The organism is Pseudomonas sp. NPDC077408, from assembly GCF_050269105.1.
Taxonomy (GTDB): domain Bacteria; phylum Pseudomonadota; class Gammaproteobacteria; order Pseudomonadales; family Pseudomonadaceae; genus Stutzerimonas.
In genome coordinates, this window is record NZ_JBNNHS010000001.1 from 981,989 (window position 1) to 1,008,372 (window position 26,384).

Below are 26,384 nucleotides of genomic sequence, written 5' to 3' on the forward strand. Positions count from 1 at the left end.
CACAAACGATCAACCCGGCAGGCCCGTGCGGTCTGCCGCTGGAGAGGTGCACGCAAAATGACTGATAAACGCCCCCTGCGCTCCGCTCAATGGTTCGGCACTACCGACAAGAACGGTTTCATGTACCGCAGCTGGATGAAGAACCAGGGCATCCCGGATCATGAATTCCAAGGCAAGCCAATCATCGGCATCTGCAATACCTGGTCGGAATTGACCCCCTGCAACGCGCACTTTCGCAAAATCGCCGAGCACGTGAAGAAGGGCGTGCTAGAGGCCGGCGGTTTCCCGGTGGAGTTCCCAGTCTTCTCCAATGGCGAATCGAACCTGCGACCGACCGCCATGCTGACACGCAATCTGGCCAGCATGGATGTCGAGGAGTCGATTCGTGGCAATCCGGTGGACGCGGTTGTGCTGCTGGTCGGTTGCGACAAGACCACCCCGGCGCTGCTGATGGGGGCGGCGAGCTGTGATGTGCCGACCATCGTCGTCACCGGTGGGCCAATGCTCAACGGCAAGCACAAGGGCCGCGATATTGGTGCGGGTACCATCGTCTGGCAGATGCATGAGCAGTACAAGGCTGGGCAGATCGACCTCAATGAGTTCCTTTCCGCCGAGGCCGGCATGTCGCGTTCGGCGGGCACCTGCAACACCATGGGAACCGCCTCGACCATGGCCTGCATGGCCGAAGTACTGGGCACCTCATTGCCGCACAACGCGGCGATTCCGGCGGTGGATTCGCGTCGCTATGTGCTGGCGCATCTGTCCGGTATGCGCATTGTCGACATGGTTCACGAAGACTTGCGCTTGTCCAAGGTGCTGACCAAAGAAGCCTTCGAGAACGCTATCCGGGTGAACGCGGCCATTGGCGGTTCGACCAATGCCGTTATTCACCTCAAGGCCATCGCCGGGCGGATTGGGGTCGAGCTCGAGCTGGATGACTGGACACGTATTGGCCGAGGCATGCCGACCATCGTCGACCTGCAGCCGTCGGGGCGCTTCCTGATGGAAGAGTTCTACTACGCCGGTGGATTGCCTGCGGTGATCCGTCGGCTGGGTGAAAATAATCTGCTGCCGAACCCTGACGCATTGACGGTCAACGGCAAAACACTCTGGGAAAATTGCGTGCAGGCCCCGATCTACGGCGAGGACGAGGTCATTCGTGCGCTGGATAATCCACTGCGCAAAGACGGCGGCATCTGCGTATTACGCGGCAATTTAGCCCCCAGTGGCGCTGTGCTGAAACCCTCGGCGGCGACCCCGGCATTGATGAAGCACCGCGGCCGTGCAGTGGTATTCGAGGATTTTGACGACTATAAGGCGCGCATTGCCGACCCCGATCTGGATGTCGATGAATCCTGCATTCTGGTCATGAAGAACTGCGGACCCAAGGGTTACCCCGGCATGGCCGAGGTCGGCAACATGGGCCTACCGCCAAAAGTGCTGGCCAAGGGCATCACCGACATGGTGCGAATTTCCGACGCCCGTATGAGCGGTACCGCTTACGGAACCGTGGTATTGCACGTCGCGCCGGAGGCCGCCGCTGGCGGACCGCTGGCGGTGGTCTGTAACGGTGATTTCATCGAGCTGGACTGTTATGAGGGCCGCCTGCATCTGGATATACCGGATGCCGAACTGCAAGAGCGTCTGAATGCCTGGAAAGCCCCGCAAGGCCTGTTGTGGGACGGTGGTTACCGGCGGCTGTTCGTCGAGCATGTCATGCAAGCCGACGAAGGTTGCGACTTCGACTTTCTGGTTGGCTGCCGCGGTGCCGGTGTACCACGGCATTCACACTGATCGGCAAAGCCCAGCGGTCGAGACGTAGCGTCTCCTGCCGCTAGGGCGTTTTGGCCAATGGGGAGGCAGCGGTTGCTGCAGATGGCGCCTTCAATCGGCTGGTGATGACCGAGGCGAGGATGATCAGAGCCCCGCCAGCGAGCATCCCCAGCGAAGGTTGTTCGTTGAACAGCCACCAGGCGATAGCGATGCCATATACCGGCTCCAGCGAGAAGATCACCGATGTCGTCCGAGCCTTCAACACTTTCAGGCTCGCCACGAACAGGCTGTGTGCCAGGCCGGTGCAGAGCACGCCGAGCAACGCCAGCCACAGCCAGTCCATGGCCGGGACGGCTGGCAGTGACGACCATGAAAAAGGCAGCAGACACAGCAGAATGATGCAGTTCTGCCAGAGTGCAGCCTGGACCGGGTCCACGCTGCGGGTAACCGCGCGATTGAGCAATGAAAGCAGGGCAAACATCAGCCCCGAGAGGATGCCGTAAATCAGCCCCAGCGTGCTTTCGCTAGCCAGGTCGAATTGTGGCGTAACCAGTAGCAGTCCCACACAGACCAGGGCGACCATGCCGAACTCAACCGGTCGGGTGCGCTCGCGGAACAGGACCCCTTCCAGCAATACGGTAAAGGCGGGAAAGCTGGCGAAACCCAGTGTGGCGATACCGACACCGGCGGTCTTCACGGCGATGAAAAAGGTGAGCCAGTGGCCGCCGAGCAACAACCCACCGAGAAGCAGTCCGGCCCGCTGGCGTGGGCTTGGGGCCGTGCCACCGCTACGCAGGAATCGTGCAGCGAGTAAAAGCGCCACGACAGCAAATCCTGCCCGGCCAAGGGTAATGATCAGAGGCGTGCTATCGGCCAGCTTGCCGAAGACCCCGGAGAGACCAAACATGAGCGCGCCGAAGTGGATCGCCAGTAAAGCGTTGCGATGGGTCATGGCCTGGCGTCCAGCGCAGCAGATATTCGGAAACCTGATGAAGGGGAGTCGGAACGGTCCATGAGCCCTCGTGGTGGCGTGCGTTTGCGCATCTGCAACAGGGAGTGCTCATGGTACGGCGCGGGATGCGGTGGGTCTGTCGCGTTACTCTCGCGATTTGTCGCGCGCCTCGCGCCGAACAGCCCGTGGAGTAAGGCCGTAGTGGCGGTTCAGCGCTGCGGTAAAAGCACTTTGCGAGGCATAACCGACCCGCGCAGCGATCTCGCCGACCGCCAGATGGGTACTGATCAGAAGTTCTCGTCCCTGATGCAGGCGCCGCAACCGGACAAATTCTTGAGGCGTAAAGCCCGTTTCGCTGGCAAAGCGTGCGTGGAAGCGCTGCACGGAAAGGCCCGCAACTCTCGCGAGGTCTCTGACTTCAAGTGGATGTGACAGGTGTCTGTCGACGTACGCATGCAGCGCCGTCAGCGGGAGCGGATATTGCCGATCGGCTGGCTCGCAACCGGAGGCGAGGCTCGCCAGCAACAGTGCTGCGCCTTGCTCGCTGATAATCGGATCGTTGATTGGACTGGCCGCGAGCCAGCCGACCAGCTGGCTTTGTGTCGGGCTCAGGCGCAACGCCGCAGGCCGTTCGAGCAAGCGATGAGCGGAATCTGCATGGTGGCCTAGACGCTGCCGCAGCCAGTCCCAGTTGGGGATATCGGCCACCAGGCAGAGGCTACCCTCGGCGCTGCCGCAGGCATGGCGCGCATCGCTGGGCACGACGGCCAAAAGCTGCTGCTGGACGCGACTGCCCTGGCCGTCAATCTCAAAATCCAGCTGCCCGCGCAAGCCGAACACTAGCTGCGTGTGCTCATGGCTGTGGATGATCTGGTCGTGGTTGTAATGACGCAGGGAAAGGATGGGCGGCATGGTAGACCTCGACTGCATGCGGAACGCCGGCAGATAGCGATGGGTGATGACCCTTTGACCCGAGCCGGGCCAGGCGGTGCTACATGATGACCTTGTCGCGCAACTTGTCGGCGGCCTGATTGAGCGCCTGGATGACGCGCTCTTTGTCGAAGTTCTGCACGCCGTTGGTGTCGAGATACATCGAGAAACCGGGCAGTTCGTGCTCGACGAAGCTGTTGGTAGCACCGAGGTCGCGCCGGAAGTCGACCACTTGGTAGATCTGCACCGGACGGGTGAAGCCTTTGACCGTGATCTGGCCTTTGTCGCGGCACATGATGACGTCTTTGACCAGCGAATAGGTCTCGTGGGAAATGAGGATCTCCCCTGCCTCGGCGGAGCTTTCCAGGCGGCTCGCCAGATTCACTTCGCGACCGATGATGGTGTAGTCCATTCGGGTGTCGGCGCCAAAGTTGCCGACTGTGCAGTAACCGGTGTTGATGCCCATGCGGATTTCCATCGGCTTGGTAATGCCTTGGCCGCGCCATTGTTGGCGAAGGACTTTCATGTGCTTGCGCATGGCAATAGCCATCGAAACGGCGGCCACTGCATCCTTTTTCGCACCCTGGCTGGCGGGGTCGCCAAAGAACACCATGACGCAATCGCCGACGAACTTATCGATTGTGCCGCCGTACTTGAGAGTGATCTTCGACATCTCATTGAGGTAGGTATTAAGCAGATCGGTGAGGGCTTCAGCTTCCAACTCTTCGGAGAGTTCGGTGAATCCCTTGATGTCGGAAAAGAACACCGTGAGCTTCTTGCGTTGGGTTTCCAGTCGCACGCTGCGCTTGCCGGAAAAAATCGATTCCCACACCTGTGGAGACAGGTATTTGGCGAGATTGCGTGCCAACCGCGCAGCTTTCGCCTGCTGGGCTTCGACTTCGCTGCGTGCCTGCGCCAGTCGGATGCCCTGTTGGTGCACGTAATAAGCCGTTACGCACACGTAAAGGGTGGTGAACAGGATGCTGACTGCCGATACCAGAACCGAACTGACCCCTTCGAAACGCAAAGGCACCAGCAAGCTGGTCAGTCCGACGCCGATGCAGACCATCAATAGCGTCATCAATAGATGACGCAGACTACCGACCACCAGGGCGCTGAAACTCAGCGTCAGCAGAAACATCAGGCTCGGCACGAGGCTGCATCCGAGCAGCACGATACCAGCGCCCGCGTTCAAGGCGTCGAGGCACAACAGGGTCTGGGAGGTGGTTTCCGGGTGTTCGCGCTTGAAGCGGTAGCTGAGGTGATAGGCAAAGTGCGGATACAAGAGCGTATAGGGCACCAACCACAAAAGGTCGAGTGCAAACTGCTGGCTATAGACACCGGCGGCGAGCGTGGCGGCGCAGATCAGATAGGCGAAGACCCGCGCGTAATATTCACGCAGTGGACGAGTCGCGAGCCCGTTACGTCGCTCACCGGTCACGGTTGACATTATGGTTACTATCCCTGAAAGAAACCGGCGCTCTGGAATGCGCCGTTGGAGGCGACAGCGCATTGGTCGGCGCTGGCTCGGCGATCATAACCAAGTCGCCACCACTGCGCCAAACCGCCGGTCCATTCCGTGACCGGCAGCCGTTGCGACTCGGCCCGGATGACCGTGATGGATCAGAATCGAATCTTGCCGGTGAGCATGTCTTTCAGCATCACCCAGTCACCAAGAAAGCTGTACAGGGGGTACTCAAACGTCGCTGGACGGTTCTTCTCGAAGATGAAGTGGCCGACCCAGGCAAACCCGTATCCAGCCAAAGGCATCGCCAGCAGCCATAGCCACTGTTGACTGATCACCGCATAGGCCAGGATCGCCAGTACCAGCAAGCTGCCAATGTAATGCAAGCGTCTGCAGGTGGGGTTGCTGTGTTCGGCCAGGTAAAACGGGTAGAAATCTGCAAAGCGGGTAAAGCGTTCGGCGGTTTGCGTGCTCATGCCGCACCTCCTGTCATTGTGGTCGTTGGAGTCTAGAGCCTTAGGTACGGCAGGCCACTGACTCCAGGTGCCAGTTTAGTACCCTTGTGTACCATTGATCAGCGATTGAAACTGCGCAGATCGCTGTAATGACGGCGCGCCACGTACAGTCTGAGCATGAGTGAATCGATTGATGACAGAACGCACCACGTCCTCGAGCTGGACCTTGAGTATTGTCCAGGCGCTTGAACTCGACGGCCTCGACTGCCAGGACCTGTTTGTCAAGCTGGGGCTCGACTATTCCGCACTGAACGACCCCGACGCGCGTTTTGCCCAGGACGGCATGACCCGGCTCTGGCAGTGTGCGGTGGAGATCACCGGCAACCCGGCGATCGGCTTGAATCTGGCGAAAGTGATGCGCCCCGGCGCGATGCATGTGGTCGGTTATGCGCTGATGTCCAGCAGTACGCTCAGGGACAGCTTCCAGCGCTTGGTGCGGTACCAGCGCATCATTGCCGAAGGTGCGGATCTGCAGTTTGGGTCAACCAATCGCGGCGCCTTGTTAACCCTGACGATCCATGGCGACCAACTGCCTCCGGCGCGCCAGAGCGCAGATGGCTCGTTGGCCAGTACGCTTGCATTCTGTCGGTGGCTGACCGGTAAGCCGCTGGTTCCGATTGAAGTCTACTTCCAAGGCCCGCCACCGGCGGATATCGAGCCGTACCGGGCCGTGTTCCAAGCGCCGTTACGCTTCAATGCCGAGTACCACGGCATGCTGATGCGCCATGTCGATATGGATATTGCGCTACCTACTGCCAATGCGGAACTGGCCCAATTGCATGACCGGTTTGCCGGCGATTACCTGGCGCGCCTCTCGGACAGCCGCGTGACCCATCAGGCACGGCAGGTGATCTGCCGCCTATTGCCGCAAGGAGAACCGCGACGCGAAACGGTGGCGCAGTCGCTGCACCTGTCTGAACGTTCCTTGCAGCGGCGCCTGGACGAGGAGGGCACCAGTTTCCAGCAATTGCTAGACGACACGCGGCGAACGCTTGCCGAGCAGTACTTGGCGCGAGCGGATCTCGCCTTGCTGGAAGTGGCCTATCTGCTGGGCTTTGCCGATCCGAGTAATTTCTTTCGCGCCTTCAAACGCTGGTTTGCAATGACTCCTGGCGAATACCGGGCGCAGCGTTGACGTGGCCCTGCCGGAACTTGTGCTCTGCCGCTATAGCCTTAGCTTGCGTATATATGACCGCGGCGCCCTCGCGCCGCTTTTTGAAAAAACCAATAGGATGACCCGCATTGGCCAGTAGCCTTCTTGCCTTGATCGACGATATCGCTTCGGTCCTGGATGACGTATCCCTGATGACTAAGGTCGCGGCGAAGAAAACCGCCGGCGTGCTGGGAGATGACCTTGCACTCAATGCTCAGCAGGTCACCGGCGTCAACGCGGACCGCGAACTGCCGGTGGTCTGGGCCGTGGCCAAAGGGTCCATGCGTAACAAGCTGATTCTGGTGCCGGCGGCGTTGCTGATCAGCGCATTCATCCCGTGGGCTATCACACCGTTGTTGATGCTTGGCGGCGCGTTCCTCTGTTTCGAAGGTTTCGAGAAGCTGGCGCACCGGTTCCTGCATCGCGATGAGGACCACCATGCCAAGCAAATCGAGGCGTTGGCGGACGAGAGCGTCGACATGGTGGCATTCGAGCGCGACAAGATCAGTGGGGCGGTGCGCACCGATTTCATTCTGTCTGCCGAGATCATCGCCATTACGCTGGGTACGGTTGCCGCCGCGAGCTTCGTCGAGCAGATCGCCGTGCTCGCGGGCATTGCGATCATCATGACCATTGGCGTCTACGGTTTGGTTGCCGGCATCGTCAAACTCGACGACGCGGGCCTGGCGCTGAGCAAACGCAGCAGTTCTGCAGCGCAGTCGCTGGGCCGCGCCATTCTCTCGGTCGCGCCCTGGTTGATGAAGTCCTTGTCGGTCATTGGCACGGCCGCCATGTTCATGGTCGGCGGCGGCATCCTGACCCACGGTTTCAAGGCTATCCACCACTTCATTGAGAACAGCGCGGAGCACACTGTAGCGCTGCCATACATTGGCTCGGTTCTGGCCGGGCTGTTGCCGACGCTGCTGGATGCTGCCTTCGGGATATTGGCCGGCGGTCTGGTGTTTGCAGTGGTCGAGCTGAGCAAACGCCTGTTCAAGCGTCGATCCGAAACCGCTTGATAGCGATAACACCATCTACCAAGACAAAAAGGGGGCAGTGTAAATGGATGAATTCATGCAGGCGGCGATTGAGGAAGCGGAGAAGGGACTCGCTGAGGGCGGCATTCCAATCGGTTCGGTAATCGTCCACCGGGGGCGAATCATTGGCCGCGGCCACAACCGGCGGGTTCAGCAGGGCAGCGCGGTGCTGCACGGGGAGATGGACGCTTTCGAAAACGCTGGTCGGCAACCGGCCAGCGTCTACGCCGAGTCGATCCTCTATACCACACTGTCGCCGTGTCCCATGTGCAGCGGGGCGATCCTGCTGTATGGCATACCCAAGGTCGTGATCGGTGAGAATCAGACCTCCATGGGCGAGGAGCTGCTGTTACGTGGCCGAGGTGTTGAGGTCGAAGTGTTACAGGAGGCACGCTGTGTTGAGATGATGCGTCGCTTTATCGCCGAAAGCCCTGAGCTGTGGAACGAGGACATCGGCGAGACGTAAGTCCGTCAGTGGCGCCAGAACGAAGGGGTCAGCATTACCAGTACCGTGATGATTTCCAGCCGGCCAAGCAGCATGCCGACGGATAATAACCACTTGGCGGCATCGGGTAGCGTTGAGAAATTGCCTGCCGGGCCGATGATTGGTCCGAGCCCCGGACCTACGTTACACACCGCTGACGCGGCGCCTGTGAGTGCGGTGATCGGGTCCAGCCCAAGCAATGCCAGACACAAGGCCAGCACACCAATGGTCATGGTGAAGAAGAATGAAAATGTCAGGATCGAACGGACAATTTCTTCGTCCAGATTATGCCCGTTGTACTGTTGGCGGATGACTGCCCGTGGGTGAACCAGTTGCTTGAGGTTCGAGCGCAGCAGGGTGTAAGCGACCTGAAAACGAAACATCTTCAAGCCGCCGGACGTAGACCCGGAACAACCACCGAGGAAGGTGAGATAGAAGAACACCATGACCGCGAAGCCACCCCATTGGGCGTAGTCGCTGACGGCATAGCCGGTGGTCGTGATGACCGATACAACGCTGAATGTCACGATCCGCAGCGAGTCGAGAAAACTGTCTTCATGGTTGAACCAATACCACAGGCTGAATAACAGGCTTGTTGCCGTGAGCATTACCAGAAACCCACGAACCTGCTGATCCCCAAACAATGCCCTACGGTCGCCGCGAGCGGTGGCTACGTACAGGGTGAACGGCAAGCTGCCCAAAATCATGAAGAAGATCGCAACCCAATGCGTGGCTGGACCGAACTTGCCGAGCGATGCGTCGGAGGTCGAATAGCCGCCAGTCGCCACGGTGGACATCGCATGGTTGATCGCATCGAATCCGCTCATTCCTGCCAGCCAGAATGCGATGAAGGCGGCTAGCGTAAAGACCAGGTAGATAACGATCAGGTATTTGCCGGCCATGTGTGAACGCGGCATGACCTTTTCTGACCAGTCAGATGATTCGGTCTGGAACAGTCGCATACCACCAACGCGTAGCAGCGGCAGAATGGCGACTGCCATGCCGATGAAGCCGATACCGCCAAGCCAGTGCAGCAATGATCGCCAAATAAGCAGGCCCGGTGAGGCGCTATCGAGACCGGAGAGTACGGTCGCACCGGTGGTGGTGATGCCGGACATGGTTTCAAAGAACGCATCGGTATAGCTGATGTGTTGGATGAGCATGAGCGGCAGGGCGGCGAAGCAGCACACGATTACCCAGCTAACCGTGGTCAGAAAATACATGTCGCGCGGGCGCAGGTTGGTATTGGCCGGTCGACCTGGTGCAACCAGCGCAAAACCGCAGCCGAAAGTAATCAGGCTGGACCACAGAAACGCTTGAAGATCGTCAGTTCGGTCAAACGCGAACAGCGTGACCATCGGAATGACCATGCTGACTGCGAGTGTGATCAGGAAAATGCCGAGAATGAAACCGATGATGCGCAGGGTCGGCAAGGCCATGTGTGATTGCTGCTCGGCTCGAAAAATGAGGTCGCCATTCTACGCCTGTCGCTGCGGCAGTAAACCGACTATCGGTGTGCAGAAAAATCTTTTACAAGGCGCCCTGTAGGCCTCTTCCCAAGTTCGCTGCGATGAATAGAATAGCCGCCCGGTGCCGGCCCTTTGCCGGTTTCTGAGTGTTCAGCTCCCATGTCCATCGACAATCCCTGCCTCACGTGCGGCGCCTGCTGCGCGTATTTTCGTGTGTCTTTCTTTTGGGGCGAATGCGCCTCATCCGGTGGTGCAGTTCCCGATAGCGCAACCGTGCAGGTCAGTCCGTTTCACGTCGCCATGCTCGGGACGGAAACCAAGCCGGCGCGTTGTGTCGGCTTGATGGGCGATGTGGGATGTGGCGTGCGCTGCACCATGTATGAGCAACGTTCGAGTACGTGCCGCGAATTCGAGGCCTCTTGGGTAGATGGTCAGCATAATGCGCATTGCGACACGGCTCGGGCCGCCCATGGGTTGCCGCCGCTGATGCCACCACTGGAGCCCCAGCTTTCGCCTGATCGAGTGGCTTGAGACGAACTAGCCAACGTGGCGGTTGCCACGCTTCCACTGCCAAACGAACGGCTCGGGCCTCTAGAATGTCCGATTCGTTTTGGAGGTAGTCGGATGGAAGCTCTCGACCTGATGCTCAACCGCGTGTCTGTCACGCGACTTACTGATCCAGCGCCGACGTCGGCCCAGCTGGACTTGATGTTTCGTGCGGCCTTGCGTGCGCCCGATCATGGTCAGCTGCGCCCTTGGCGGTTCCTGACCATTCAAGGCGAAGCCCGGGAGCGGTTGGGGAAGTTGATGGCTGAGTCGTTGCGTGTGCGCTCGCCTGAGGCCAGCGATGATGCCTTGCTGAAAGCTCGCAAGATGCCGTTGCGCGCGCCGCTGCTGGTGGTCGTCATTGCCCGCGTGCAGCCGCACCCGAAGGTGCCGGGTTCGGAGCAGGTGCTCGCGGTGTCTTGTGCGGCGCACGGCTTGTTGCTGGCTGCGCATGCACAGGGTCTCGGTGCCGTATGGCGTACCGGTGAGTTTTCCTACGATCCGTACCTGGCAAAAGCCTTGGGACTGACCGGCGACGAGCAGATCTTGGGATTCATCTATATTGGCACCCCTGAAGGAACCCTGCGGACCCCGCCGGCATTGGAGCCCAAGCAATTCGTCAGTGAATGGACCGGGGCGAACTAGGTCACTCCGCTTGTAGCCGGGCCTCGTCAGCCGGGTTCAGTGGCAGCTTCAATGTGGCGATGAAACCGCCGTCCGGGTGATTGCCCAGCAGAAGCTCGCCGTTATGCCGTTCCGCGGCTCGGCGGGCAATCGCCAGCCCTAACCCGTGTCCAGCGGTGGTTTGTCCCGGTGCGCGGAAGAAGGGTTCGCTCAGTTGCGCGAGATGGGCCTCGTCGACCCCAGGCCCTTGGTCGCGGATGCTCAGCAGCAGGTGCTGTGTGTCGCTGCTGGCTCGCAGTTCTATCGGCGCGCCTTCGGGGTTGAAGCGCAGAGCGTTGCGTAACAGATTGTCCAGGGCGCGCTCGAGCATGTCCGGCCAGCCTTGCAGCTGGGCTTCGGTTTCGACTTGGCTGTCGATTCGCTGATTCGGCGAGACGATGCGGGCGTTTTCCTCAAGCTGCTCGAATATCGAACGCAAGTTTATGGGGTTCGGCGCCCCTGGGTCGGCGTCCAGCCGTGCGAGCTCCAGAATCTCGCTGATGAGGGCTTCCAGACGATCACACTCCTTGGCCAGCCGAGGCCAAATGACCTCACGTTCGGCCGGCGTGGCCCGCTCCGCCAGTGCGAGTGCGATTCGCAGGCGGGCGAGCGGCGAACGCAGTTCGTGAGAAACGTCACGCAACAGTTGCCGCTGGCTGCCGATCAGGCTTTGCAGTCGGGCACCCATGCGGTTGAAATCCTTGGCAAGCACGCCCAGTTCGTCGCGTCGCTTTGCCAGGCGCGCCAGAGAATTCTGCTGATAGGTGGTTTGGCCAAGGTCATGAACAGCGCCGCGAAGTCGATCGAGCGGACGGGTAATGGAAAGGGTCAGTAACAGGCTGAATCCAGTCAGGACGATTAAAGCGATGGCCAGCGCACTCAGTGGCCAGAACAGGCTGCCTCGGTGCCAGGCTTGTAGCTCCTGATTAGGGATTCGATAGATGAAGAGGTAGGTATTGCCGGTCTCGGGGCTGGTGTAATCGGTGGTCAGCCGCCGCCAGGGTAGGCGACCGTCGCGATGTTCCTGTCGCGCTTCGAACGCGGCGGCTCGAGCCGGGAAGGTACCGCGGATGATGGGCTGGCCGTTCTCGGCCAGCACCTGGACATCGACACCGTAGCGGTTGCGATGCCGCTCGAGCAGAAACTGTGCAGTGATCGGCCCCTGGCGCTCGTAGACTTTGGTCCATACTTCGGCCAGGCCATTGACGCCCGGGTGGCGGTTGAGAATCCAGGCGTCCTGGTTGAGCGCATGCCCCAGGAGCATGGCCAAGCCTGCCACCAGCGCAATGGCTAGCCAGAATGTCGCAAGAATGCGCCAGAACAGTGATCGCACCGGTCAGATACTCCAGGGAAAGCCCGGCGCGTGTAATCCCTAAGGGGCGAACCGGGCAGGTTTGCTATTGAGTGGATCAGTTGGTCTTGTCGCGCTCGGCTTTCCACTGCTCGAATTCAGCACGGTCGGCACGCTTGGCCGCCATCTTTTCATGCAGCTCGTCGAACTTTTTCTGCTGTTCCGGCTTGAGCAAGTCACGCACCTGCTTCTGAGTTTTTTCCTGGTTGGCCTTCAGCTCTTCCTGCATTGCTTTGCGTTGGGCTTCGGGCAGTTTGCTCAGGTACTGTTGGGTGATCTCGCGATGATTCTTCATCTGTTCACGCATCAGTTGGCGCATCTCGGTCCGTTGTTCCTTGGTCAGATCGAGCTGCTCGAAGGGCGAGTGCTGGCCGCCATGATGGCGCTGGCCCCCGTCTGGCATGGCCATCGCAATGGTGGGCAGGGTGGAGGCGAACAGTACGGCGATGAGAGTCTTGCGCATCATGAGTTTCTCCTTGATATGGAAACCGGTTGCCAGTAAAGCGCCTGTCTAGGGCGCCTCAACAGGCTTCGACCGGATGACTTCAGTCTAGGGCGCGCAAGGTCAACGGCGGTCAGGGCTGGGTAAAGGCTGGGTAAAGGCTATCAGGAGGCGTAAAGGTAACCACGGCTGCGCAAGGCAACGATGCGCTGACGGCCGTCTGGATGGGGCCCAAGCTTGCGGCGCAGGTTGCTGACGTGCATGTCCAGGCTGCGGTCGTAGAGGGTGAGTTTTCGACCGAGCGCCAGCTGCGCCAGGGCCTGCTTTTCCAGTGGTTCGCCTGGCTGGCTGAGGAGTGCTTCGAGGATGCGTCCTTCAGAGAGGGTGAGGGTGACTTCATGATCGCCGATGCTCGCCACGCCGCGTGCGGGGCTGTACCAGAGGTCCCCGAGCGCCAGCTGTGTCGGTGTGCTGGCCGGCTGGCTGCGGCGTAGAACGGCCTTCAAGCGAGCGGTCAGTTCGCGCGGATCGCAGGGCTTGGCAAGGTAGTCGTCTGCACCCAGCTCCAAGCCGAGAATGCGGTCTAGCGGCTCGCCGCGGCCGGAAAGCATCAATACCGGAAGATCAGGATGCTCGCTGCGTAGTTGCTTTAGCAGGTCCAGACCGCTGCCGTCAGGCAGCATCACATCGAGCACGACGGCAGCAGGCTGGTGTTCGGCAAGTGCGGCGCGGGCGCTCTTGCCGTCATGGCATGCGCGGGCAACAAAACCTTCCTGGGCCAGCCAGCTGACCAGCAGCTCGCAGAGCTCCTGGTCGTCGTCTATCAGCAGCAATTCGCTCATGGTTCGCTCGTGTCGATTCAGTTCAGCCATTGTCGGCGACGGCGGCCGCGCGTGGTCAGGACACCAAGCAGAAAGCCCAGCACGCCAACCCCGCCCCCGACCGCGAACCACTGTTGCTGGTCGTTAAGCAGCGGTGGCTGCAGCTGCGTCTGCGCTTGCTCCTGTTCAAGCTGCAGGCGCAGGCGCTGGTTTTCCTGGCGCAGTCTCAGCAGCTGGGCCTGGCCCGCCGCGCTGGCGGCTGCGTCGAGGTTTTCCTTGAGCACCTCTCGTTGCTGCAGATTTTCACTCAGACGGTGCTCCAGCTCGACCTGCCGTTCGGCGGGCGGATCGATGGGGGCTTCTTGAGCCTGCAGCAAGGGTGTTGCAAGACCTAGAACAAGCAGCAGGGACAGCGGACCTTGGCGCATCGGAACTCCTTTTTCCTCAACGGTTTTGTCTCTAAGTGGCCATGACGAAACGACGACCTGGAGTCAGTCGATCGACTCAGGGGTAGACCTGTTTGAAAGGCTTGACGACGACATCACCATAAACGCCCGCCGCTTTGTATGGATCGGCCGCAGCCCATTGTTCAGCCGCGATCAGCGAGTCGAACTCGGCGACAACCAGACTGCCGGTAAAGCCGGCTGCACCCGGATCATTGCTGTCCACCGCCGGGTGCGGGCCAGCCAGCACGAGCCGGCCTTCGCTTTTGAGCTGGTCGAGACGCGCCAGGTGAGCGGGTCGCGCAGCCAGGCGGTCCTGCAATGAGTCGGGTACATCGGTAGCGATGATGGCGTAGAGCATGGTGAACTCCTATGATTCTTCAGGTTCGGGTTGCATGTGGCGCACCAGATAAAGTGCCTGGCCAGCCATGAACAGTAGCGTCAGACCAAGGCTGCCAAAGACCTTGAAGTCTACCCAGATCGCGGGATAGACGAATGCAACGAAAAGATTGGCGAAGCCGCAGACGAGAAAGAACAGAATCCAGGCGACATTGAGCTGCGACCACTGCGCCGCCGGCAACCGGACCGCGTGGCCCATCATTCGCTGAATCAGCGGCCTGTCACCAACAAAGTGGCTGGCAAAGAATGCCAGGGCGAATAGCCAGTTAAGAACGGGCGCTTTCCACTTCAGGATCGTTTCGCTATGCAGCCCCAGCGTTAAACCGCCGAATAGCAGGCAAGCCGCCAACGTCAGCCACTGGTTTTTTTCAAGCCGGCGCTGATGGACGAACAAGAAGCCGTAGATCACGACAGAGCTGGCGATCAGAACGGCCGTTGCGCTGAAAATGCCACCCACACCAAGGCTGAAGCCGGCGATCTCGACCGTTGTAGGCTCGATTTTGTACGTGATGAAGAACAGCAGTAGCGGAACGAAGTCGATGATTTGTTTCACGAGGCGCGCCAGAGGGCAGATGTGCCCGGCATAATAACAAACCGCGCTTTTGGCGGAACGCTGTCCGCCTGCCGTTTCCACGACATTGCGCAAGCTTTGGCAAACTGGACGACGGCACGAGCGCTGGCGCTGGCGGTCACACGCTGTGAGCTGCCAAGCCCCCTGGAGAATCTGTCCCGAATGATTGTTGATCTGCATTGCCACAGCACCGCCTCTGACGGTGTGCTCGCGCCTGATGTACTGGTGCAGCGCGCCCATGCGCGTGGAATCGAGCTGCTTGCTCTGACCGATCACGACACCCTCGAAGGCCTCGATGATGCTCGCGCCACGGCTGATTCGCTTGGTGTTCGGCTGGTCAACGGCATCGAACTGTCCTGTGTCTGGAGCGGTGCCACGATCCATGTGCTTGGCTACGCGTTTCGCCGTGATGCAGTTGCATTGCAGCAAGCCATTGCCGATTTGCACGCCGGTCGCTGGCAGCGTGCCGAGACGATCGCGCAGCGCCTGGAGGCCAAGGGCATGCCCGGCGCGCTGGAAGGCGCGCGGGCAATCCAGCAAGAGCTGGGGGACAGTGAAAATGCTCCTGCGCGCCCGCATTTTGCAGACTATCTGGTGCGAGCCGGTCATGTTCGCGACCGTGCCGAGGCATTCCGCAAGTGGCTCGGCTCGGGCAAGTTGGGTGATGTGAAGCAGCATTGGCCGACGCTTGAGCAGACTGTCAGTACGCTGCGGGACGCTGGCGCCTGGATCAGTTTGGCGCATCCCTGGCAGTACGACTTTACGCGCAGCAAACGGCGCCGGCTGGTCAGTGAGTTCGCTCAGGCTGGCGGCCATGCGCTGGAAGTGGTTAACGGTATGCAGCCGTTGGAGCAGGTCGGGGGATTGTCGATTCTGGCCCGCGAGTTCGGCCTGATGGCCAGTATCGGCAGCGATTTTCACGCACCAGGCGACTGGTCGGAGTTGGGCATGTATCGAGCCCTGCCTGACGACCTCAGGCCGCTATGGAAGTCTTTCGATCATGAGCCCGGCGAGGCTATGGCCCGCTGAACATGGAGTTTTCATGAGCCAGTTTTTTCAAATACACCCGGAAAATCCACAGGTCAGGCTGATCAAGCAGGCCGTGGAGATCATTCGCAGCGGCGGCGTGGTGGTTTACCCCACCGACTCTTCGTACGCTGTCGGCTGCTCGATGGGAAACAAGACCGGCATCGAGCGCATTCGTCGCCTGCGTCATTTGGACGACAAGCATAACTTCACACTGGTCTGTCGCGACCTGTCCCAGCTCGGATTGTTCGCAAAGGTCGATACCGCTGCTTTCCGTCTGCTCAAGACACATCTGCCAGGACCATACACCATCATTCTCAGCGCTACTCGGGAAGTGCCGCGAATGCTGTTGCACCCGAAGCGCCGTACCATCGGCCTGCGCGTGCCTGCCCAGCCGATTGCCCAGGCATTGCTCGCCGAGCTGGGCGAGCCATTGATGAGCGTCAGCCTGATACTGCCCGGCGAGACCGAGCCGATGAGCGATCCTTACGAAATGCGGGATGCGCTGGAGCATCAGGTAGACCTGATCATTGACGGCGGTTACGGTGGCGTCGAAGCGTCGACTGTGATCAGTCTGGTTGATGGCGACCCGGAAGTTGTGCGGGTCGGCTGCGGCGATCCCGCACCGTTCGCCGGCTGAACCGTCGTCTTTCTCAAACCCACGAAGGAAACCCTTTTGAGCTCCATGGATTCGCAGCGACGTGTAGTCTCCGGAATGCGGCCTAATGGCCGTCTCCACCTTGGCCACTACCACGGCGTGCTGAAGAGCTGGGTCAGGATGCAGCACGAGTACCAGTGCTTTTTCTGCATCGTTGACTGGCACGCACTCACCACCGACTACGCAGCGGGCGCAGATGTCGCCCGCAACGTCCATGAGATGGCGGTCGACTGGCTGGCAGCTGGCGTCAGCCCGAGTTCTGCCACTTTGTTTGTCCAGTCCCAGGTACCTGAACACGCCGAGTTGCACCTGCTGCTTTCGATGATCTGCCCATTGGCCTGGCTGGAGCGCGTGCCGTCGTACAAGGAGCTGCAGCTCGATTCGGAACATAAGGACCTCGGCACTTACGGTTTTCTCGGTTATCCGTTGTTGCAGGCCGCCGATATCCTGGCTTACCGCGCTGGTGTCGTACCGGTTGGCGCCGATCAGTTGCCGCATATTGAATTCGCTCGCGATGTCGCCAGGCGCTTCAATCACCTGTATGGCAGCGAAGAGGATTTTGCGGTTAAGGCCGAAGCGGCAATACGCAAGCTCGGCAAAAAAAGCTCCAAGCTTTACGCCAGCTTGCGTAAGAGCTACCAGGAGCAGGGCGACCTCGAGGCGCTGAACACGGCCCGTGCGCTACTAAAAGATCAGCAGACTATTACTATCGGCGACCAGGAACGCCTGTTCGGCTATCTGGAGGGCAGCGGTAGGCTGCTGTTGCCTGAGCCGCAGGCTCTGCTGAGCGACTCTCCCAGGGTGTCGGGGCTCGATGGTGGCAAGATGGCCAAGTCCGCCAGCAATTCCATCTTTCTGCGCGACACGCCGGACGAGATCGAAGAAAAGATCAAACGTATGCCGACCGATCCGGCACGTGTTCACCGCCATGATCCGGGTGAGCCGACGCGTTGCCCGGTGTGGCAGATGCACCAGGCCCATTCGACCGAAGACGTTTGTCAGTGGGCAGAGCAGGGCTGCCGCACCGCTGGAATCGGCTGCCTCGAGTGCAAGGCGCCAGTCATCGATGCGATCAAGCTCGAATTGGCACCACTGCAGGAGCGTGCCCATGACTATGAGTCGAACCCGGATCTGGTGCGCAGCATATTGGCTGAGGGCGCTGAGCAGGCCCGTGACGAAGCCCGCGAAACGCTGGTGGTCGTGCGTCAGGCCATGGGTCTGAATTACCGCTAGAGCCATCGGTCAGCGTACAGCCTGCTGAGGCAGTCGCCGCTTCCACTATTTGTTCGTTTCGGAGAGAGCATGCAGGACACCCAGGCCGAGGCGATCGCCAAGGCGCCCGGCGAGCAGCTGCGGCTGGCGCTTGTCTACGGCGAGGCTTTCAACAATCTGCCGCAGGATCTCTATATCCCGCCAGATGCATTGGAGGTGTTTCTCGAGGCGTTCGAGGGGCCGCTGGATTTGCTGCTCTATCTGATTCGCAAGCAGAACATCGACATTCTCGATATTCCAGTCGCGGAAATTACCCGCCAATACATGGGGTATGTCGAGCTGATGAAGGCCGTGCGCCTGGAGCTGGCGGCCGAATATCTGGTGATGGCGGCCATGCTGGCTGAGATCAAGTCGCGCATGCTGCTGCCGCGCTCAGCAGAGGTGGAGGAAGAGGAACTCGACCCGCGCGCCGAGCTCATCCGCCGGCTGCAGGAATACGAGCGGTTCAAGGCGGCGTCGGAAGATCTCGACCAACTGCCGCGCGTAGGTCGAGACCTGCATGTACCGAAACTCGACGCGCCTGAAGCCCGGGCCCGCAAGCTGCTGCCCCAGGTCAGTCTGGAAGAGCTGTTGATCTCCATGGCCGAGGTCTTGCGACGTGCCGACATGTTCGAAAGCCATCAGGTCACGCGTGAGACGCTGTCGACCCGCGAGCGCATGAGCGATGTGCTCGAACGGCTCAAGGGCGGGGGCTTTGTCCCTTTCGTCGCACTGTTCACCGCTGAGGAGGGCCGTCTGGGTGTGGTGGTGACCTTCATGGCGGTGCTTGAGCTGATCAAGGAGTCGTTGGTGGAGCTGGTGCAGAACGAGCCCTTCGCGGCGATTCATGTCAGGGCACGCAGCGATGAGTCCTCGTTGCACCAGGAAGAGCCAGGGGAGCCAAGCCTGTGAATCTATCCGATCCCAAAGATCTCGCATCACTGCTCGAAGCCTTTTTGCTGGCATCCGGCAAGCCCATGTCGGTTGAGCGAATGGCCGAGCTGTTCGACGAAATCGAGCGGCCAACGCCAGCCTTGCTGCGCAAGGCCCTTGAGGTGCTGGACAAATCCTGCAAGGGCCGAGCGTTCGAGCTGAAAGAGGTCGCCAGTGGCTATCGCCTGCAAGTGCGCGAGCGCTTTTCGCCTTGGGTGGGCCGGCTCTGGGAGGAACGGCCGCAGCGTTATTCACGGGCTTTGTTGGAGACGCTGGTTCTGATTGCCTATCGACAGCCAATTACGCGCGGCGAGATCGAGGACATCCGCGGTGTGGCGGTCAACAGCCAGATCGTCAAGACGTTGTTGGAGCGCGAGTGGGTGCGCGTGGTTGGTCATCGCGACGTGCCAGGGCGGCCAGCGATGTTCGCCACCACCAAGCAGTTCCTCGACCATTTCAACTTGAAGAACCTTGATGAGCTGCCGCCGCTGGCAGTGTTGCGTGAGATGGAGCCCGAACCCCAGCCGATCGATGTTGAGGACGCGCCGGTGCCGGCGGCGCTGCAGGCTCGCGCCGATCTCGAGCAGGATCTGGAGGCGCCGCGTGAACACACCAGTTTCCGCAGTCTTCTGGCCGAGCTGGATAGCATGGAAACCGGTTTGAAGACCGATTTTGACGACCTGCGTGACGAAACTGAGCGTGAGGAAGATCAACCCGTTTCGGACGAAGACCGCCGCGACTAGTGATCCTCTGCTTGGCGGTCTGCCAGGTAACTGGCGTAGTTCGGTATGCTCAGCGTATGCGCCTGGTCCAGCAGCGGACTGGATAGCAGGTAGTCAGCGCTGCTTTCGTTGGCCGCCAGCGGAATGTTCCACACTGCTGCGACTCGTAGAAGCGCTTTTACATCCGGATCATGGGGTTGTGGCTCGAAGGGGTCCCAGAAGAACACCAACATGTCGATCCGGCGCTCGGCAATACGTGCGCCAATCTGCTGATCCCCGCCTAGCGGGCCGCTGATCATGCACTCGACCGGCAACCCCAGCCGCCGCCCGAGCAGTAGTCCCGTGGTGCCGGTCGCCAGCAGCTCATGTTTCTCCAGCTGAGGTTTTTGCCGATCTGCCCAATCCAGCAGGCGCTCCTTGCAGTGATCGTGCGCGACCAGTGCGATACGTTTACGGGCCGGGAGTGTCGCGCTCACGAAATCGATGCGGTTCATGTTCTTCCTTGGTCGCTGGGATGGGCTGATGCGGTTATGACGCTTCGTGAAGAGCGCGGCAAGTATCGAGCATCCGATTGGAAAAACCCCACTCGTTGTCATACCAGGCCATCACTTTCAGCAAGCGTCCGCTAACCTTGGTGTGGTTGGTGTCGAAGATCGAAGACATCGGGTTGTGGTTGAAGTCGCACGAGACCAAGGGCAGCGAGTTGCAGGCCAATATGGGTGAGTGCTGGCTGGCTTCGAGCATCAGTGCGTTGACTTCCTCGGCGGTCGTCTCGCGGCTCAACTCCAGGGTCAGGTCGACCAGCGAGACGTTGATCACCGGAACGCGCACAGCCATGCCGGTCAGCTTGCCCGCCAGTTCCGGTAGCACCAGGCCTACCGCTTCGGCGGCGCCGGTCTTGGTCGGAATCATCGACTGGGTCGCCGAACGCGCCCGGAACGGGTCGCTGTGATAGACGTCCGACAGGTTCTGGTCGTTGGTGTAGGCATGAATGGTGGTCATCAGGCCGTGTTCGATGCCGTATTCGCGTGACAGTACCTGTGCAACCGGCGCCAGGCAGTTGGTCGTGCATGACGCGTTGGAGATGATCTGGTGCGATTGGCGCAGCGTGTCGTGGTTGACGCCATAAACGATGGTGGCGTCAACACCGGATGCCGGGGCAGAAATGATGACCTTGCCAGCACCGGCCTGAAGGTGCGCGCTGGCTTTTTCACGGGAGGTGAACAGCCCGGTACACTCAAAGACCACATCGACGTTGTGCTGGCGCCACGGCAGCTCGGCAGGGTTGCGGATCGCCGTGACGGCAATCGGGTCGCCGTTGACCCACAGCTGGTCGTCTGACACCTCAACTTTTGCGTCGAAATGGCCATGGACGCTGTCGAACTGCAACAGGTGGGCGTTCATCGCAGGGCTGCCGAGGTCGTTGATCGCCACGACCTGCAAATGCTCGCGATAGCTCTGGCTGTACAGAGCACGAAGGACGTTGCGTCCGATACGGCCGAAGCCGTTGATGGCGATGCGAATAGTCATAAGAGGTCCTGGGCGGAATTTGTTGTAGGAATTACAAGATTATTCCTGTCAAAATAGAAATCAAGCCCAAATCCATGTTGTTTTGTTGGTAAAACTACAGATTCATGAGCAGGAGTGATGGCATGCACCCGCGGATTCAAGAAGTGACCGAGCGATTGATCGAACGCAGCCGGCCGACCCGACAGCGTTACCTGGCCCAAATGGCCGGTGCGGCGAGTGACGGGCCCCAGCGCGGCAAGCTGCAATGCGCCAACTTCGCTCATGGCGTTGCCGGGTGTGGCTCGGCGGATGACAAGCAGCGTTTGCGATTGATGGATGAGGCCAACGTGGCCATCGTCTCGGCCTACAACGACATGCTCTCGGCGCATCAGCCGTATCAGTATTTCCCCGACCTGATCAAAGAAGCCCTGCGGGAAGTGGGTTCGATCGGACAGTTCGCCGGTGGTGTGCCAGCGATGTGCGACGGCGTAACCCAGGGCGAGGCGGGGATGGAGTTGAGTCTAGCCAGTCGCGAAGTGATCGCGATGGCGACCGCCGTCGCGCTGTCGCACAACATGTTTGACGGGGCGCTCTATCTCGGGATTTGCGACAAGATCATCCCGGGCCTGATGATTGGTGCGCTGCGCTTCGGTCACCTGCCGTCGGTGTTCGTGCCTGGCGGCCCGATGACCTCGGGCATCCCCAACAAGCAGAAAGCGGAGGTGCGCCAACGCTACGCAGAGGGCAAGGCCAGCCGCGAGGAGCTGCTGGAATCGGAAATGCTGTCCTACCACAGCCCTGGCACCTGCACCTTTTACGGCACAGCCAACACCAACCAGGTGGTGATGGAGATCATGGGCCTGCACCTGCCGGGATCGTCCTTCGTCAATCCCTATACACCGCTGCGCGACGAACTCACCCGTGAAGCAGCGCGGCAGGTGACCCGCTTGACGCCGCAGTCGGGCAATTACGTGCCGCTGTGCAAGATCGTCGATGAGAAATCGATCATCAATTCGGTCGTAGCCCTAAACGCTACTGGCGGCTCGACCAACCACACCTTGCACATTCCGGCATTTGCACAGGCCGCCGGGATTCAGCTGACCTGGCAGGACATGGCGGATATTTCCGCAGTGACGCCGACACTCGCCAAGGTCTACCCGAACGGGCAGGCAGACGTTAACCATTTTCATGCCTGCGGTGGCGTTCCGTTCATGGTGCGGACGTTGCTGGAGGCCGGTTTGCTGCACGAAGACGTCTATACGGTCTTGGGCAAAGGCCTTAACCAATACACCCAGGAACCCTTCCTCGAAGACGGCAAGTTGGTCTGGCGTGAAGGGCCGACCAACAGCCTGGACGAAGCCATACTGCGCCCGGTCGAGCGCGCTTTCTCGCCTGAGGGTGGTTTACGGGTATTGGAAGGCAATCTGGGTCGCGGCGTTACGAAAATTTCGGCCGTTGCGCCTGAGCATCGCTTCGTGGAGGCGCCTGCGCGGGTATTCAGTGACCAGGCCGAGCTGGCCCAGGCGTTCAAGGATGGCGAGCTGGAGAAGGACTTTGTTGCGGTTGTGCGGTTCCAGGGTCCCAAGGCCAACGGCATGCCCGAATTGCATAAGCTGACGCCATTCCTCGGCGTGCTGCAGGATCGTGGCTACAAAGTCGCACTGGTAACCGACGGTCGTATGTCAGGCGCCTCAGGAAAGGTACCTGCCGCTATCCACGTCAGCCCGGAAGCGTTGGATGGCGGCCCGTTGTGCCGTGTGCGTGACGGGGACATTATTCGAGTCGACGGCGAAACCGGTGAGCTCCGAATCCTGGTTGATCAAGCCGAATTCGATAGCCGTGACGATGTGTCAGCCCCGAACGATCTTGGCATCGGCTGTGGGCGCGAGCTGTTCGGCTTCCTACGCGCGGCCTTCAGCCCGGCGGAAAAGGGCGCAAGTGTATTCACCGAGGGGCTGGAGGCGCTCAAGTGACGGCACTTGTAGGCGATATCGGCGGCACCAACGCGCGCTTCGCACTGTGGCGAAACCAGAAGATCGAGTCGGTGCGTGTGCTGCCCACCGTGGACTATCCACGTCCGGAAGATGCGATCCGTGCCTATCTGCAAGGCACAGGGCAGAGCGTTGAAGCGCTGCAGGCGGTCTGCCTCGCCTGCGCCGGGCCGGTCTCGGGCGATGAGTTCGCGTTCACCAACAACCATTGGCGCTTGAGCCGTAAAGCCTTCTGTGAAGACCTAGGTCTGAGCGATCTGCTGCTGGTCAACGATTTCACCGCGATGGCATTGGGTATGACCCGCTTGCGCGAAGGTGAGCTAATCGAGGTCTGCCCGGGTCGGTCTGAGCCAGGTGCAGCACGCCTTGTGATAGGCCCAGGCACTGGCCTTGGCGTCGCTACGCTCCTGCCTTTGCCAGACGGCGGCTGGCGGGCGCTGCCGGGGGAGGGTGGTCATGTCTGTCTGCCGATCGGCACCTCGCGTGAGGCTGCGCTTTGGGCGCGTTTGCACGACAAGTTCGGACACGTGAATGCTGAGGCGATCCTGAGTGGCGGCGGTTTGTTGGAACTCTATCGAACCAGCTGCGTGCTGGATGGCAAACAGCCAAGCCTGGCTACGCCCGCCGAAGTCACCGCGGCGGCTTTGACCGGCGACGCCTACGCGTCATCGGTACTGGAACAATTCTGCGTCTGGTTGGGTCGGATCGCTGGCGACAACGTACTGACTACAGGTTCGCGAGGCGGTGTCTACATCGCCGGCGGAATCGTGCCGCGCTTCGTTGAGTTCTTCATCCGTAGCGGGTTCAGCCAGAGTTTTCGCGACAAAGGCTGCATGAGCCGTTATTTTGACGAGATTCCGGTCTGGGTGGTAACCGCTGACTACCCCGGGCTGGAAGGCGCGGGCGTAGCGTTACAGCAATTGCTGGAGGGCCCATCCAGCGGGGGCTGACCCGCTTCGATACACCTACATAACAAGAGAATGGATGCCAGTGAGCCAGGTTGGAAGATCGATTCTGCTGGTCGACGATGACCAGGAAATCCGCGAGCTACTAGACGCCTACCTCAGTCGATCAGGTTTCCGGGTGCGCACCGTTGCTGACGGCGCGCAGTTTCGTGAGGCCATGAGCCACGACCCTGCGGACTTGGTCATTCTCGATGTGATGCTGCCTGACGAGGACGGCTTCAGCCTCTGCCGCTGGGTGAGGGGCCACCAGCGGCTGGCACAGATGCCTATCATCATGCTGACGGCCAGCTCCGATGAGGCTGATCGAGTGATCGGCCTGGAGTTGGGCGCTGACGATTACCTCGGAAAGCCTTTCAGTCCGCGTGAGCTGTTGGCGCGGATCAAAGCGCTGTTGCGTCGGGTCAACTTCGGCCAGGAGCGTGGCAACGATGTGCGGGCATTCGACGAGTGGCGGCTGGATATGGTCAGTCACCGATTGTTCCATCAGGACGGTGAAGAGGTCCTGCTGTCTGGCGCCGACTTTGCGTTGCTCAAACTGTTTCTCGACCATCCCCAGCAGATCCTCGACCGCGACACCATTGCCAACGCCACCCGTGGCCGAGAGGTCATGCCGCTCGAGCGGATCGTCGACATGGCGGTCAGTCGCCTGCGCCAGCGGTTACGCGATACCGGCAAATGCCCGCGATTGATTCGAACCGTTCGGGGCAGTGGATATATGCTCGCCGCGCAGGTCGCACCGCACCATGACGCACTCGGTTAAGCGTCGCTGGCTGCCCGTTCCACGCTCACTGCTCGGCCGCATGCTGTTCCTGACGCTGCTGGTGGTGCTGATGGCGCAGGCGCTGTCCAGTTTCATCTGGGTCTCGCAACTTCGCGCAAGCCAGATGGAGGGGTTGCTTACCAGCGCACGCAGCCTGGCGCATTCGATGTCAGCCAGCGTCAGCTACTTTCGCTCCCTGCCGTTGGGCTATCGTCCGTTGGTGCTTGATCAGCTGCGTAGCATGGGTGGCACACGCTTTTTCGTGTCGCTGAACGACAAGCCCCTGGAGATGCAGATTCTGCCGCCGACCGAGCGTAAGCAGGCGGTGCTGGCCGAAGTCGACGAGGTGCTGCGTGAACGCCTCGGCAAGGACGTCGACATGTCGGTGAGCTTCGTCAGTCCAGACGATCTGCGCATATTCAACGGCGGCCTGAAGCTCGATGAGCTACCGCGATCCTGGGCGCATTACGCATTGAGCCTGGAACCGCTGAACCCGCCGGTGCTGGTCACCCAAATCCAGATCGCGCCGAACGAATGGTTGTATCTAGCCTCGCTGATGCCGGCGCCCTATGTCAGCCTCGAAGACGAGGGCATCCCCAGGCAGCAACTCTGGTTCATCTTTCTTACCAGCAGTTTCCTACTGCTGTTCATAGGCATTCTGGTGCACTGGCAGAGCCGCCCGCTCAAGCAGCTGGCGCAAGCGGCGCGGGAAATGTCGCTTGGCAGCGAGGTTGAATTGCTGCCCGAGGCGGGTGGAAGCGAGGTGGTGGAGGTCAGCCGTGCCTTCAACAGCATGCGAGAGCGCATCGGGCGCTACCTGACCGAGCGTAGCCAGCTGTTCAGTGCGATCTCGCATGATCTGCGCACCCCGATCACACGGCTGCGGTTACGTGTGGAGCTGCTGGAGGACGAAGCCTTGCAGCGCAAATTCAGCCGCGACCTGGACGAGCTGGAGCTATTGGTCAAAGGCGCGCTGCAATGCGTGAAGGACACCGATATCCACGAAAACATCGAACCGTTGGATCTCAACCTCTTGCTCGATTGCGTTACCGAGCCGTATCTGGCACCCGCGGGCAATGGCCGTGTCACGGTTCAAGGTCGGGCTCGCGCACCCTATGCTGGCAAGCCGCTGGCACTGAAACGCTGCATAGGCAACCTGCTGGATAATGCATTGAAGTATGGCGAGCGCGCCCATCTGCTGATCGAAGACGACAACGGGACCTTCGTGCTGCATGTCGATGATGAAGGCCCCGGCGTACCCGAGGGCTGGCTGAAGCAGGTGTTCGAGCCCAACTTCCGTCTCGCTGCCAAGCAACCCGGCTATGGGCTTGGCCTCGGTATCGCGCGCAACATCGCGCATGCCCATGGTGGTGAGGTCAGCCTGCGCAATCTGCCTGCCGGTGGTTTGCGCGTGACCTTGAGTTTGCCGCGCACGACCGAATGAAGCCCCTCCGCACCAGACGACTCTCTCCACTTGTTACAAAACCCGAGCTTTGTAACGAAACGGTGACCAATCACTATCCCTTCGTTACCCGGCGCGAAGGTTGGCGCGCCT

Annotated in this window: 28 protein-coding genes; 15 read left to right on the plus strand and 13 right to left on the minus strand. The window is 60.3% G+C overall.

Annotated elements, in window-relative coordinates; all coding sequences use genetic code 11:
* Positions 1-57: 57 nt before the first annotated feature.
* The gene (locus ACQKEK_RS04845) at positions 58-1,794 is read left to right on the plus strand and encodes an IlvD/Edd family dehydratase (RefSeq protein ID WP_499141298.1); all 1,737 of its coding nucleotides are present in this window, start codon (positions 58-60) and stop codon (positions 1,792-1,794) included.
* Between the two features lie 40 nt (positions 1,795-1,834).
* Here ACQKEK_RS04845 and ACQKEK_RS04850 read toward each other — a convergent pair whose 3' ends face one another.
* The 4 genes from ACQKEK_RS04850 to ACQKEK_RS04865 all read right to left on the minus strand — a co-directional run bounded on the left by ACQKEK_RS04850 (position 1,835) and on the right by ACQKEK_RS04865 (position 5,596).
* On the minus strand, positions 1,835-2,725 hold the full coding sequence (locus ACQKEK_RS04850; RefSeq protein WP_128120630.1) for a DMT family transporter: 891 nt from the start codon (positions 2,723-2,725) through the stop codon (positions 1,835-1,837).
* Positions 2,726-2,869: 144 nt separating this feature from the next.
* Entirely contained in the window at positions 2,870-3,637 is a 768-nt protein-coding gene (locus ACQKEK_RS04855; RefSeq protein ID WP_216706853.1) for a helix-turn-helix domain-containing protein, read from the minus strand.
* A 79-nt stretch (positions 3,638-3,716) separates the two neighbouring features.
* Positions 3,717-5,105, minus strand: coding sequence for an adenylate/guanylate cyclase domain-containing protein (locus ACQKEK_RS04860; RefSeq protein ID WP_463286717.1), 1,389 nt, complete (start codon positions 5,103-5,105; stop codon positions 3,717-3,719).
* A gap of 173 nt (positions 5,106-5,278) precedes the next feature.
* Positions 5,279-5,596 (minus strand): Mpo1-like protein, encoded by a 318-nt coding sequence (locus ACQKEK_RS04865; RefSeq protein ID WP_499141299.1) that lies wholly within the window; start codon positions 5,594-5,596, stop codon positions 5,279-5,281.
* A gap of 172 nt (positions 5,597-5,768) precedes the next feature.
* Between ACQKEK_RS04865 and ACQKEK_RS04870 the strand changes: the two genes are divergently transcribed.
* From ACQKEK_RS04870 to ACQKEK_RS04880, 3 genes are all read left to right on the plus strand, one after another.
* Positions 5,769-6,770, plus strand: a complete 1,002-nt coding sequence (locus tag ACQKEK_RS04870) for an AraC family transcriptional regulator (RefSeq protein WP_499141300.1) — start codon at positions 5,769-5,771, stop codon at positions 6,768-6,770.
* 107 nt (positions 6,771-6,877) lie between these two features.
* Positions 6,878-7,807 carry a DUF808 domain-containing protein gene (locus ACQKEK_RS04875; RefSeq protein ID WP_128120635.1) on the plus strand — a complete coding sequence of 310 codons (930 nt, stop codon included), beginning with the start codon at positions 6,878-6,880 and terminating at the stop codon, positions 7,805-7,807.
* Between the two features lie 43 nt (positions 7,808-7,850).
* A complete protein-coding gene (locus ACQKEK_RS04880) occupies positions 7,851-8,291 on the plus strand; it encodes a nucleoside deaminase (protein ID WP_499141301.1) in 441 nt (146 codons plus the stop codon).
* A 5-nt stretch (positions 8,292-8,296) separates the two neighbouring features.
* On the opposite strand, the gene ACQKEK_RS04885 is transcribed toward ACQKEK_RS04880, so the two are convergent.
* Positions 8,297-9,748: a TrkH family potassium uptake protein gene (locus ACQKEK_RS04885; RefSeq protein WP_128120636.1), complete on the minus strand. Its 1,452-nt coding sequence runs from the start codon at positions 9,746-9,748 to the stop codon at positions 8,297-8,299.
* Between the two features lie 189 nt (positions 9,749-9,937).
* On the opposite strand from ACQKEK_RS04885, the gene ACQKEK_RS04890 reads away from it, so the two are divergent.
* The gene (locus ACQKEK_RS04890) at positions 9,938-10,309 is read left to right on the plus strand and encodes a YkgJ family cysteine cluster protein (protein WP_128120637.1); all 372 of its coding nucleotides are present in this window, start codon (positions 9,938-9,940) and stop codon (positions 10,307-10,309) included.
* Between the two features lie 93 nt (positions 10,310-10,402).
* Positions 10,403-10,969: a nitroreductase family protein gene (locus ACQKEK_RS04895; protein WP_128120638.1), complete on the plus strand. Its 567-nt coding sequence runs from the start codon at positions 10,403-10,405 to the stop codon at positions 10,967-10,969.
* 1 nt (position 10,970) lies between these two features.
* Here the strand turns inward: ACQKEK_RS04895 and ACQKEK_RS04900 are convergent, their stop codons facing one another.
* The 6 genes from ACQKEK_RS04900 to ACQKEK_RS04925 form a co-directional block, all read right to left on the minus strand.
* Positions 10,971-12,320, minus strand: coding sequence for a sensor histidine kinase (locus ACQKEK_RS04900; protein WP_499141302.1), 1,350 nt, complete (start codon positions 12,318-12,320; stop codon positions 10,971-10,973).
* A 76-nt stretch (positions 12,321-12,396) separates the two neighbouring features.
* Positions 12,397-12,801 carry a Spy/CpxP family protein refolding chaperone gene (locus tag ACQKEK_RS04905; protein ID WP_499141367.1) on the minus strand — a complete coding sequence of 135 codons (405 nt, stop codon included), beginning with the start codon at positions 12,799-12,801 and terminating at the stop codon, positions 12,397-12,399.
* A gap of 143 nt (positions 12,802-12,944) precedes the next feature.
* Entirely contained in the window at positions 12,945-13,622 is a 678-nt protein-coding gene (locus tag ACQKEK_RS04910; RefSeq protein WP_045428013.1) for a response regulator transcription factor, read from the minus strand.
* Positions 13,623-13,639: 17 nt separating this feature from the next.
* Positions 13,640-14,029 carry a hypothetical protein gene (locus ACQKEK_RS04915; protein WP_128120640.1) on the minus strand — a complete coding sequence of 130 codons (390 nt, stop codon included), beginning with the start codon at positions 14,027-14,029 and terminating at the stop codon, positions 13,640-13,642.
* A gap of 76 nt (positions 14,030-14,105) precedes the next feature.
* Complete coding sequence (locus ACQKEK_RS04920; protein ID WP_045428009.1) at positions 14,106-14,405, minus strand: YciI family protein; 300 nt, start codon at positions 14,403-14,405, stop codon at positions 14,106-14,108.
* 9 nt (positions 14,406-14,414) lie between these two features.
* Positions 14,415-14,996 carry a septation protein A gene (locus tag ACQKEK_RS04925; protein ID WP_499141305.1) on the minus strand — a complete coding sequence of 194 codons (582 nt, stop codon included), beginning with the start codon at positions 14,994-14,996 and terminating at the stop codon, positions 14,415-14,417.
* 180 nt (positions 14,997-15,176) lie between these two features.
* Here ACQKEK_RS04925 and ACQKEK_RS04930 point away from each other — a divergent pair, with 180 nt between their 5' ends.
* From ACQKEK_RS04930 to scpB, 5 genes are all read left to right on the plus strand, one after another.
* Entirely contained in the window at positions 15,177-16,043 is an 867-nt protein-coding gene (locus ACQKEK_RS04930) for a PHP domain-containing protein (protein ID WP_499134267.1), read from the plus strand.
* 13 nt (positions 16,044-16,056) lie between these two features.
* A complete protein-coding gene (locus tag ACQKEK_RS04935; protein ID WP_499141306.1) occupies positions 16,057-16,680 on the plus strand; it encodes an L-threonylcarbamoyladenylate synthase in 624 nt (207 codons plus the stop codon).
* A 75-nt stretch (positions 16,681-16,755) separates the two neighbouring features.
* Positions 16,756-17,931, plus strand: coding sequence for a tryptophan--tRNA ligase (locus ACQKEK_RS04940; RefSeq protein ID WP_499141369.1), 1,176 nt, complete (start codon positions 16,756-16,758; stop codon positions 17,929-17,931).
* A gap of 69 nt (positions 17,932-18,000) precedes the next feature.
* Positions 18,001-18,861 carry a segregation and condensation protein A gene (locus tag ACQKEK_RS04945; RefSeq protein ID WP_499141307.1) on the plus strand — a complete coding sequence of 287 codons (861 nt, stop codon included), beginning with the start codon at positions 18,001-18,003 and terminating at the stop codon, positions 18,859-18,861.
* Positions 18,858-19,625, plus strand: a complete 768-nt coding sequence (gene scpB, locus ACQKEK_RS04950; RefSeq protein WP_499141308.1) for an SMC-Scp complex subunit ScpB — start codon at positions 18,858-18,860, stop codon at positions 19,623-19,625. The genes ACQKEK_RS04945 and scpB overlap by 4 nt, the downstream gene beginning before the upstream one ends.
* Here scpB and ACQKEK_RS04955 read toward each other — a convergent pair.
* Both ACQKEK_RS04955 and gap read right to left on the minus strand, forming a co-directional pair.
* Entirely contained in the window at positions 19,622-20,098 is a 477-nt protein-coding gene (locus ACQKEK_RS04955; protein ID WP_046164180.1) for a methylglyoxal synthase, read from the minus strand. The two genes, scpB and ACQKEK_RS04955, sit on opposite strands and share 4 nt — an antisense overlap.
* Before the next feature lie 34 nt (positions 20,099-20,132).
* Entirely contained in the window at positions 20,133-21,134 is a 1,002-nt protein-coding gene (gene gap / locus ACQKEK_RS04960) for a type I glyceraldehyde-3-phosphate dehydrogenase (RefSeq protein ID WP_499141309.1), read from the minus strand.
* Positions 21,135-21,256: 122 nt separating this feature from the next.
* On the opposite strand from gap, the gene edd reads away from it, so the two are divergent.
* The 4 genes from edd to ACQKEK_RS04980 are packed head-to-tail and all read left to right on the plus strand — an operon-like array spanning position 21,257 to position 26,273.
* Complete coding sequence (edd, locus tag ACQKEK_RS04965) at positions 21,257-23,086, plus strand: phosphogluconate dehydratase (RefSeq protein ID WP_499134261.1); 1,830 nt, start codon at positions 21,257-21,259, stop codon at positions 23,084-23,086.
* Positions 23,083-24,054 carry a glucokinase gene (locus ACQKEK_RS04970; protein WP_499141310.1) on the plus strand — a complete coding sequence of 324 codons (972 nt, stop codon included), beginning with the start codon at positions 23,083-23,085 and terminating at the stop codon, positions 24,052-24,054. The genes edd and ACQKEK_RS04970 overlap by 4 nt, the downstream gene beginning before the upstream one ends.
* A gap of 40 nt (positions 24,055-24,094) precedes the next feature.
* Entirely contained in the window at positions 24,095-24,829 is a 735-nt protein-coding gene (locus tag ACQKEK_RS04975; RefSeq protein WP_128120664.1) for a response regulator, read from the plus strand.
* Positions 24,813-26,273: an ATP-binding protein gene (locus ACQKEK_RS04980; protein WP_499141312.1), complete on the plus strand. Its 1,461-nt coding sequence runs from the start codon at positions 24,813-24,815 to the stop codon at positions 26,271-26,273. Before ACQKEK_RS04975 ends, ACQKEK_RS04980 begins: the two co-directional genes overlap by 17 nt.
* The last annotated feature ends 111 nt before the right edge of the window (positions 26,274-26,384 follow it).

Bases quoted from the DNA above. Each gene is read 5' to 3' on its own strand.
- ACQKEK_RS04845 (WP_499141298.1), top strand. From the start codon at position 58: ATGACTGATAAACGCCCCCTGCGCTCCGCTCAATGGTTCGGCACTACC.
- ACQKEK_RS04850 (WP_128120630.1), bottom strand. From the start codon at position 2,725: ATGACCCATCGCAACGCTTTACTGGCGATCCACTTCGGCGCGCTCATG.
- ACQKEK_RS04855 (WP_216706853.1), bottom strand. From the start codon at position 3,637: ATGCCGCCCATCCTTTCCCTGCGTCATTACAACCACGACCAGATCATC.
- ACQKEK_RS04860 (WP_463286717.1), bottom strand. From the start codon at position 5,105: ATGTCAACCGTGACCGGTGAGCGACGTAACGGGCTCGCGACTCGTCCA.
- ACQKEK_RS04865 (WP_499141299.1), bottom strand. From the start codon at position 5,596: ATGAGCACGCAAACCGCCGAACGCTTTACCCGCTTTGCAGATTTCTAC.
- ACQKEK_RS04870 (WP_499141300.1), top strand. From the start codon at position 5,769: ATGACAGAACGCACCACGTCCTCGAGCTGGACCTTGAGTATTGTCCAG.
- ACQKEK_RS04880 (WP_499141301.1), top strand. From the start codon at position 7,851: ATGGATGAATTCATGCAGGCGGCGATTGAGGAAGCGGAGAAGGGACTC.
- ACQKEK_RS04885 (WP_128120636.1), bottom strand. From the start codon at position 9,748: ATGGCCTTGCCGACCCTGCGCATCATCGGTTTCATTCTCGGCATTTTC.
- ACQKEK_RS04890 (WP_128120637.1), top strand. From the start codon at position 9,938: ATGTCCATCGACAATCCCTGCCTCACGTGCGGCGCCTGCTGCGCGTAT.
- ACQKEK_RS04895 (WP_128120638.1), top strand. From the start codon at position 10,403: ATGGAAGCTCTCGACCTGATGCTCAACCGCGTGTCTGTCACGCGACTT.
- ACQKEK_RS04905 (WP_499141367.1), bottom strand. From the start codon at position 12,801: ATGCGCAAGACTCTCATCGCCGTACTGTTCGCCTCCACCCTGCCCACC.
- ACQKEK_RS04910 (WP_045428013.1), bottom strand. From the start codon at position 13,622: ATGAGCGAATTGCTGCTGATAGACGACGACCAGGAGCTCTGCGAGCTG.
- ACQKEK_RS04915 (WP_128120640.1), bottom strand. From the start codon at position 14,029: ATGCGCCAAGGTCCGCTGTCCCTGCTGCTTGTTCTAGGTCTTGCAACA.
- ACQKEK_RS04920 (WP_045428009.1), bottom strand. From the start codon at position 14,405: ATGCTCTACGCCATCATCGCTACCGATGTACCCGACTCATTGCAGGAC.
- ACQKEK_RS04930 (WP_499134267.1), top strand. From the start codon at position 15,177: ATGATTGTTGATCTGCATTGCCACAGCACCGCCTCTGACGGTGTGCTC.
- ACQKEK_RS04935 (WP_499141306.1), top strand. From the start codon at position 16,057: ATGAGCCAGTTTTTTCAAATACACCCGGAAAATCCACAGGTCAGGCTG.
- ACQKEK_RS04940 (WP_499141369.1), top strand. From the start codon at position 16,756: ATGCGGCCTAATGGCCGTCTCCACCTTGGCCACTACCACGGCGTGCTG.
- ACQKEK_RS04945 (WP_499141307.1), top strand. From the start codon at position 18,001: ATGCAGGACACCCAGGCCGAGGCGATCGCCAAGGCGCCCGGCGAGCAG.
- ACQKEK_RS04955 (WP_046164180.1), bottom strand. From the start codon at position 20,098: ATGAACCGCATCGATTTCGTGAGCGCGACACTCCCGGCCCGTAAACGT.
- gap (WP_499141309.1), bottom strand. From the start codon at position 21,134: ATGACTATTCGCATCGCCATCAACGGCTTCGGCCGTATCGGACGCAAC.
- edd (WP_499134261.1), top strand. From the start codon at position 21,257: ATGCACCCGCGGATTCAAGAAGTGACCGAGCGATTGATCGAACGCAGC.
- ACQKEK_RS04980 (WP_499141312.1), top strand. From the start codon at position 24,813: ATGACGCACTCGGTTAAGCGTCGCTGGCTGCCCGTTCCACGCTCACTG.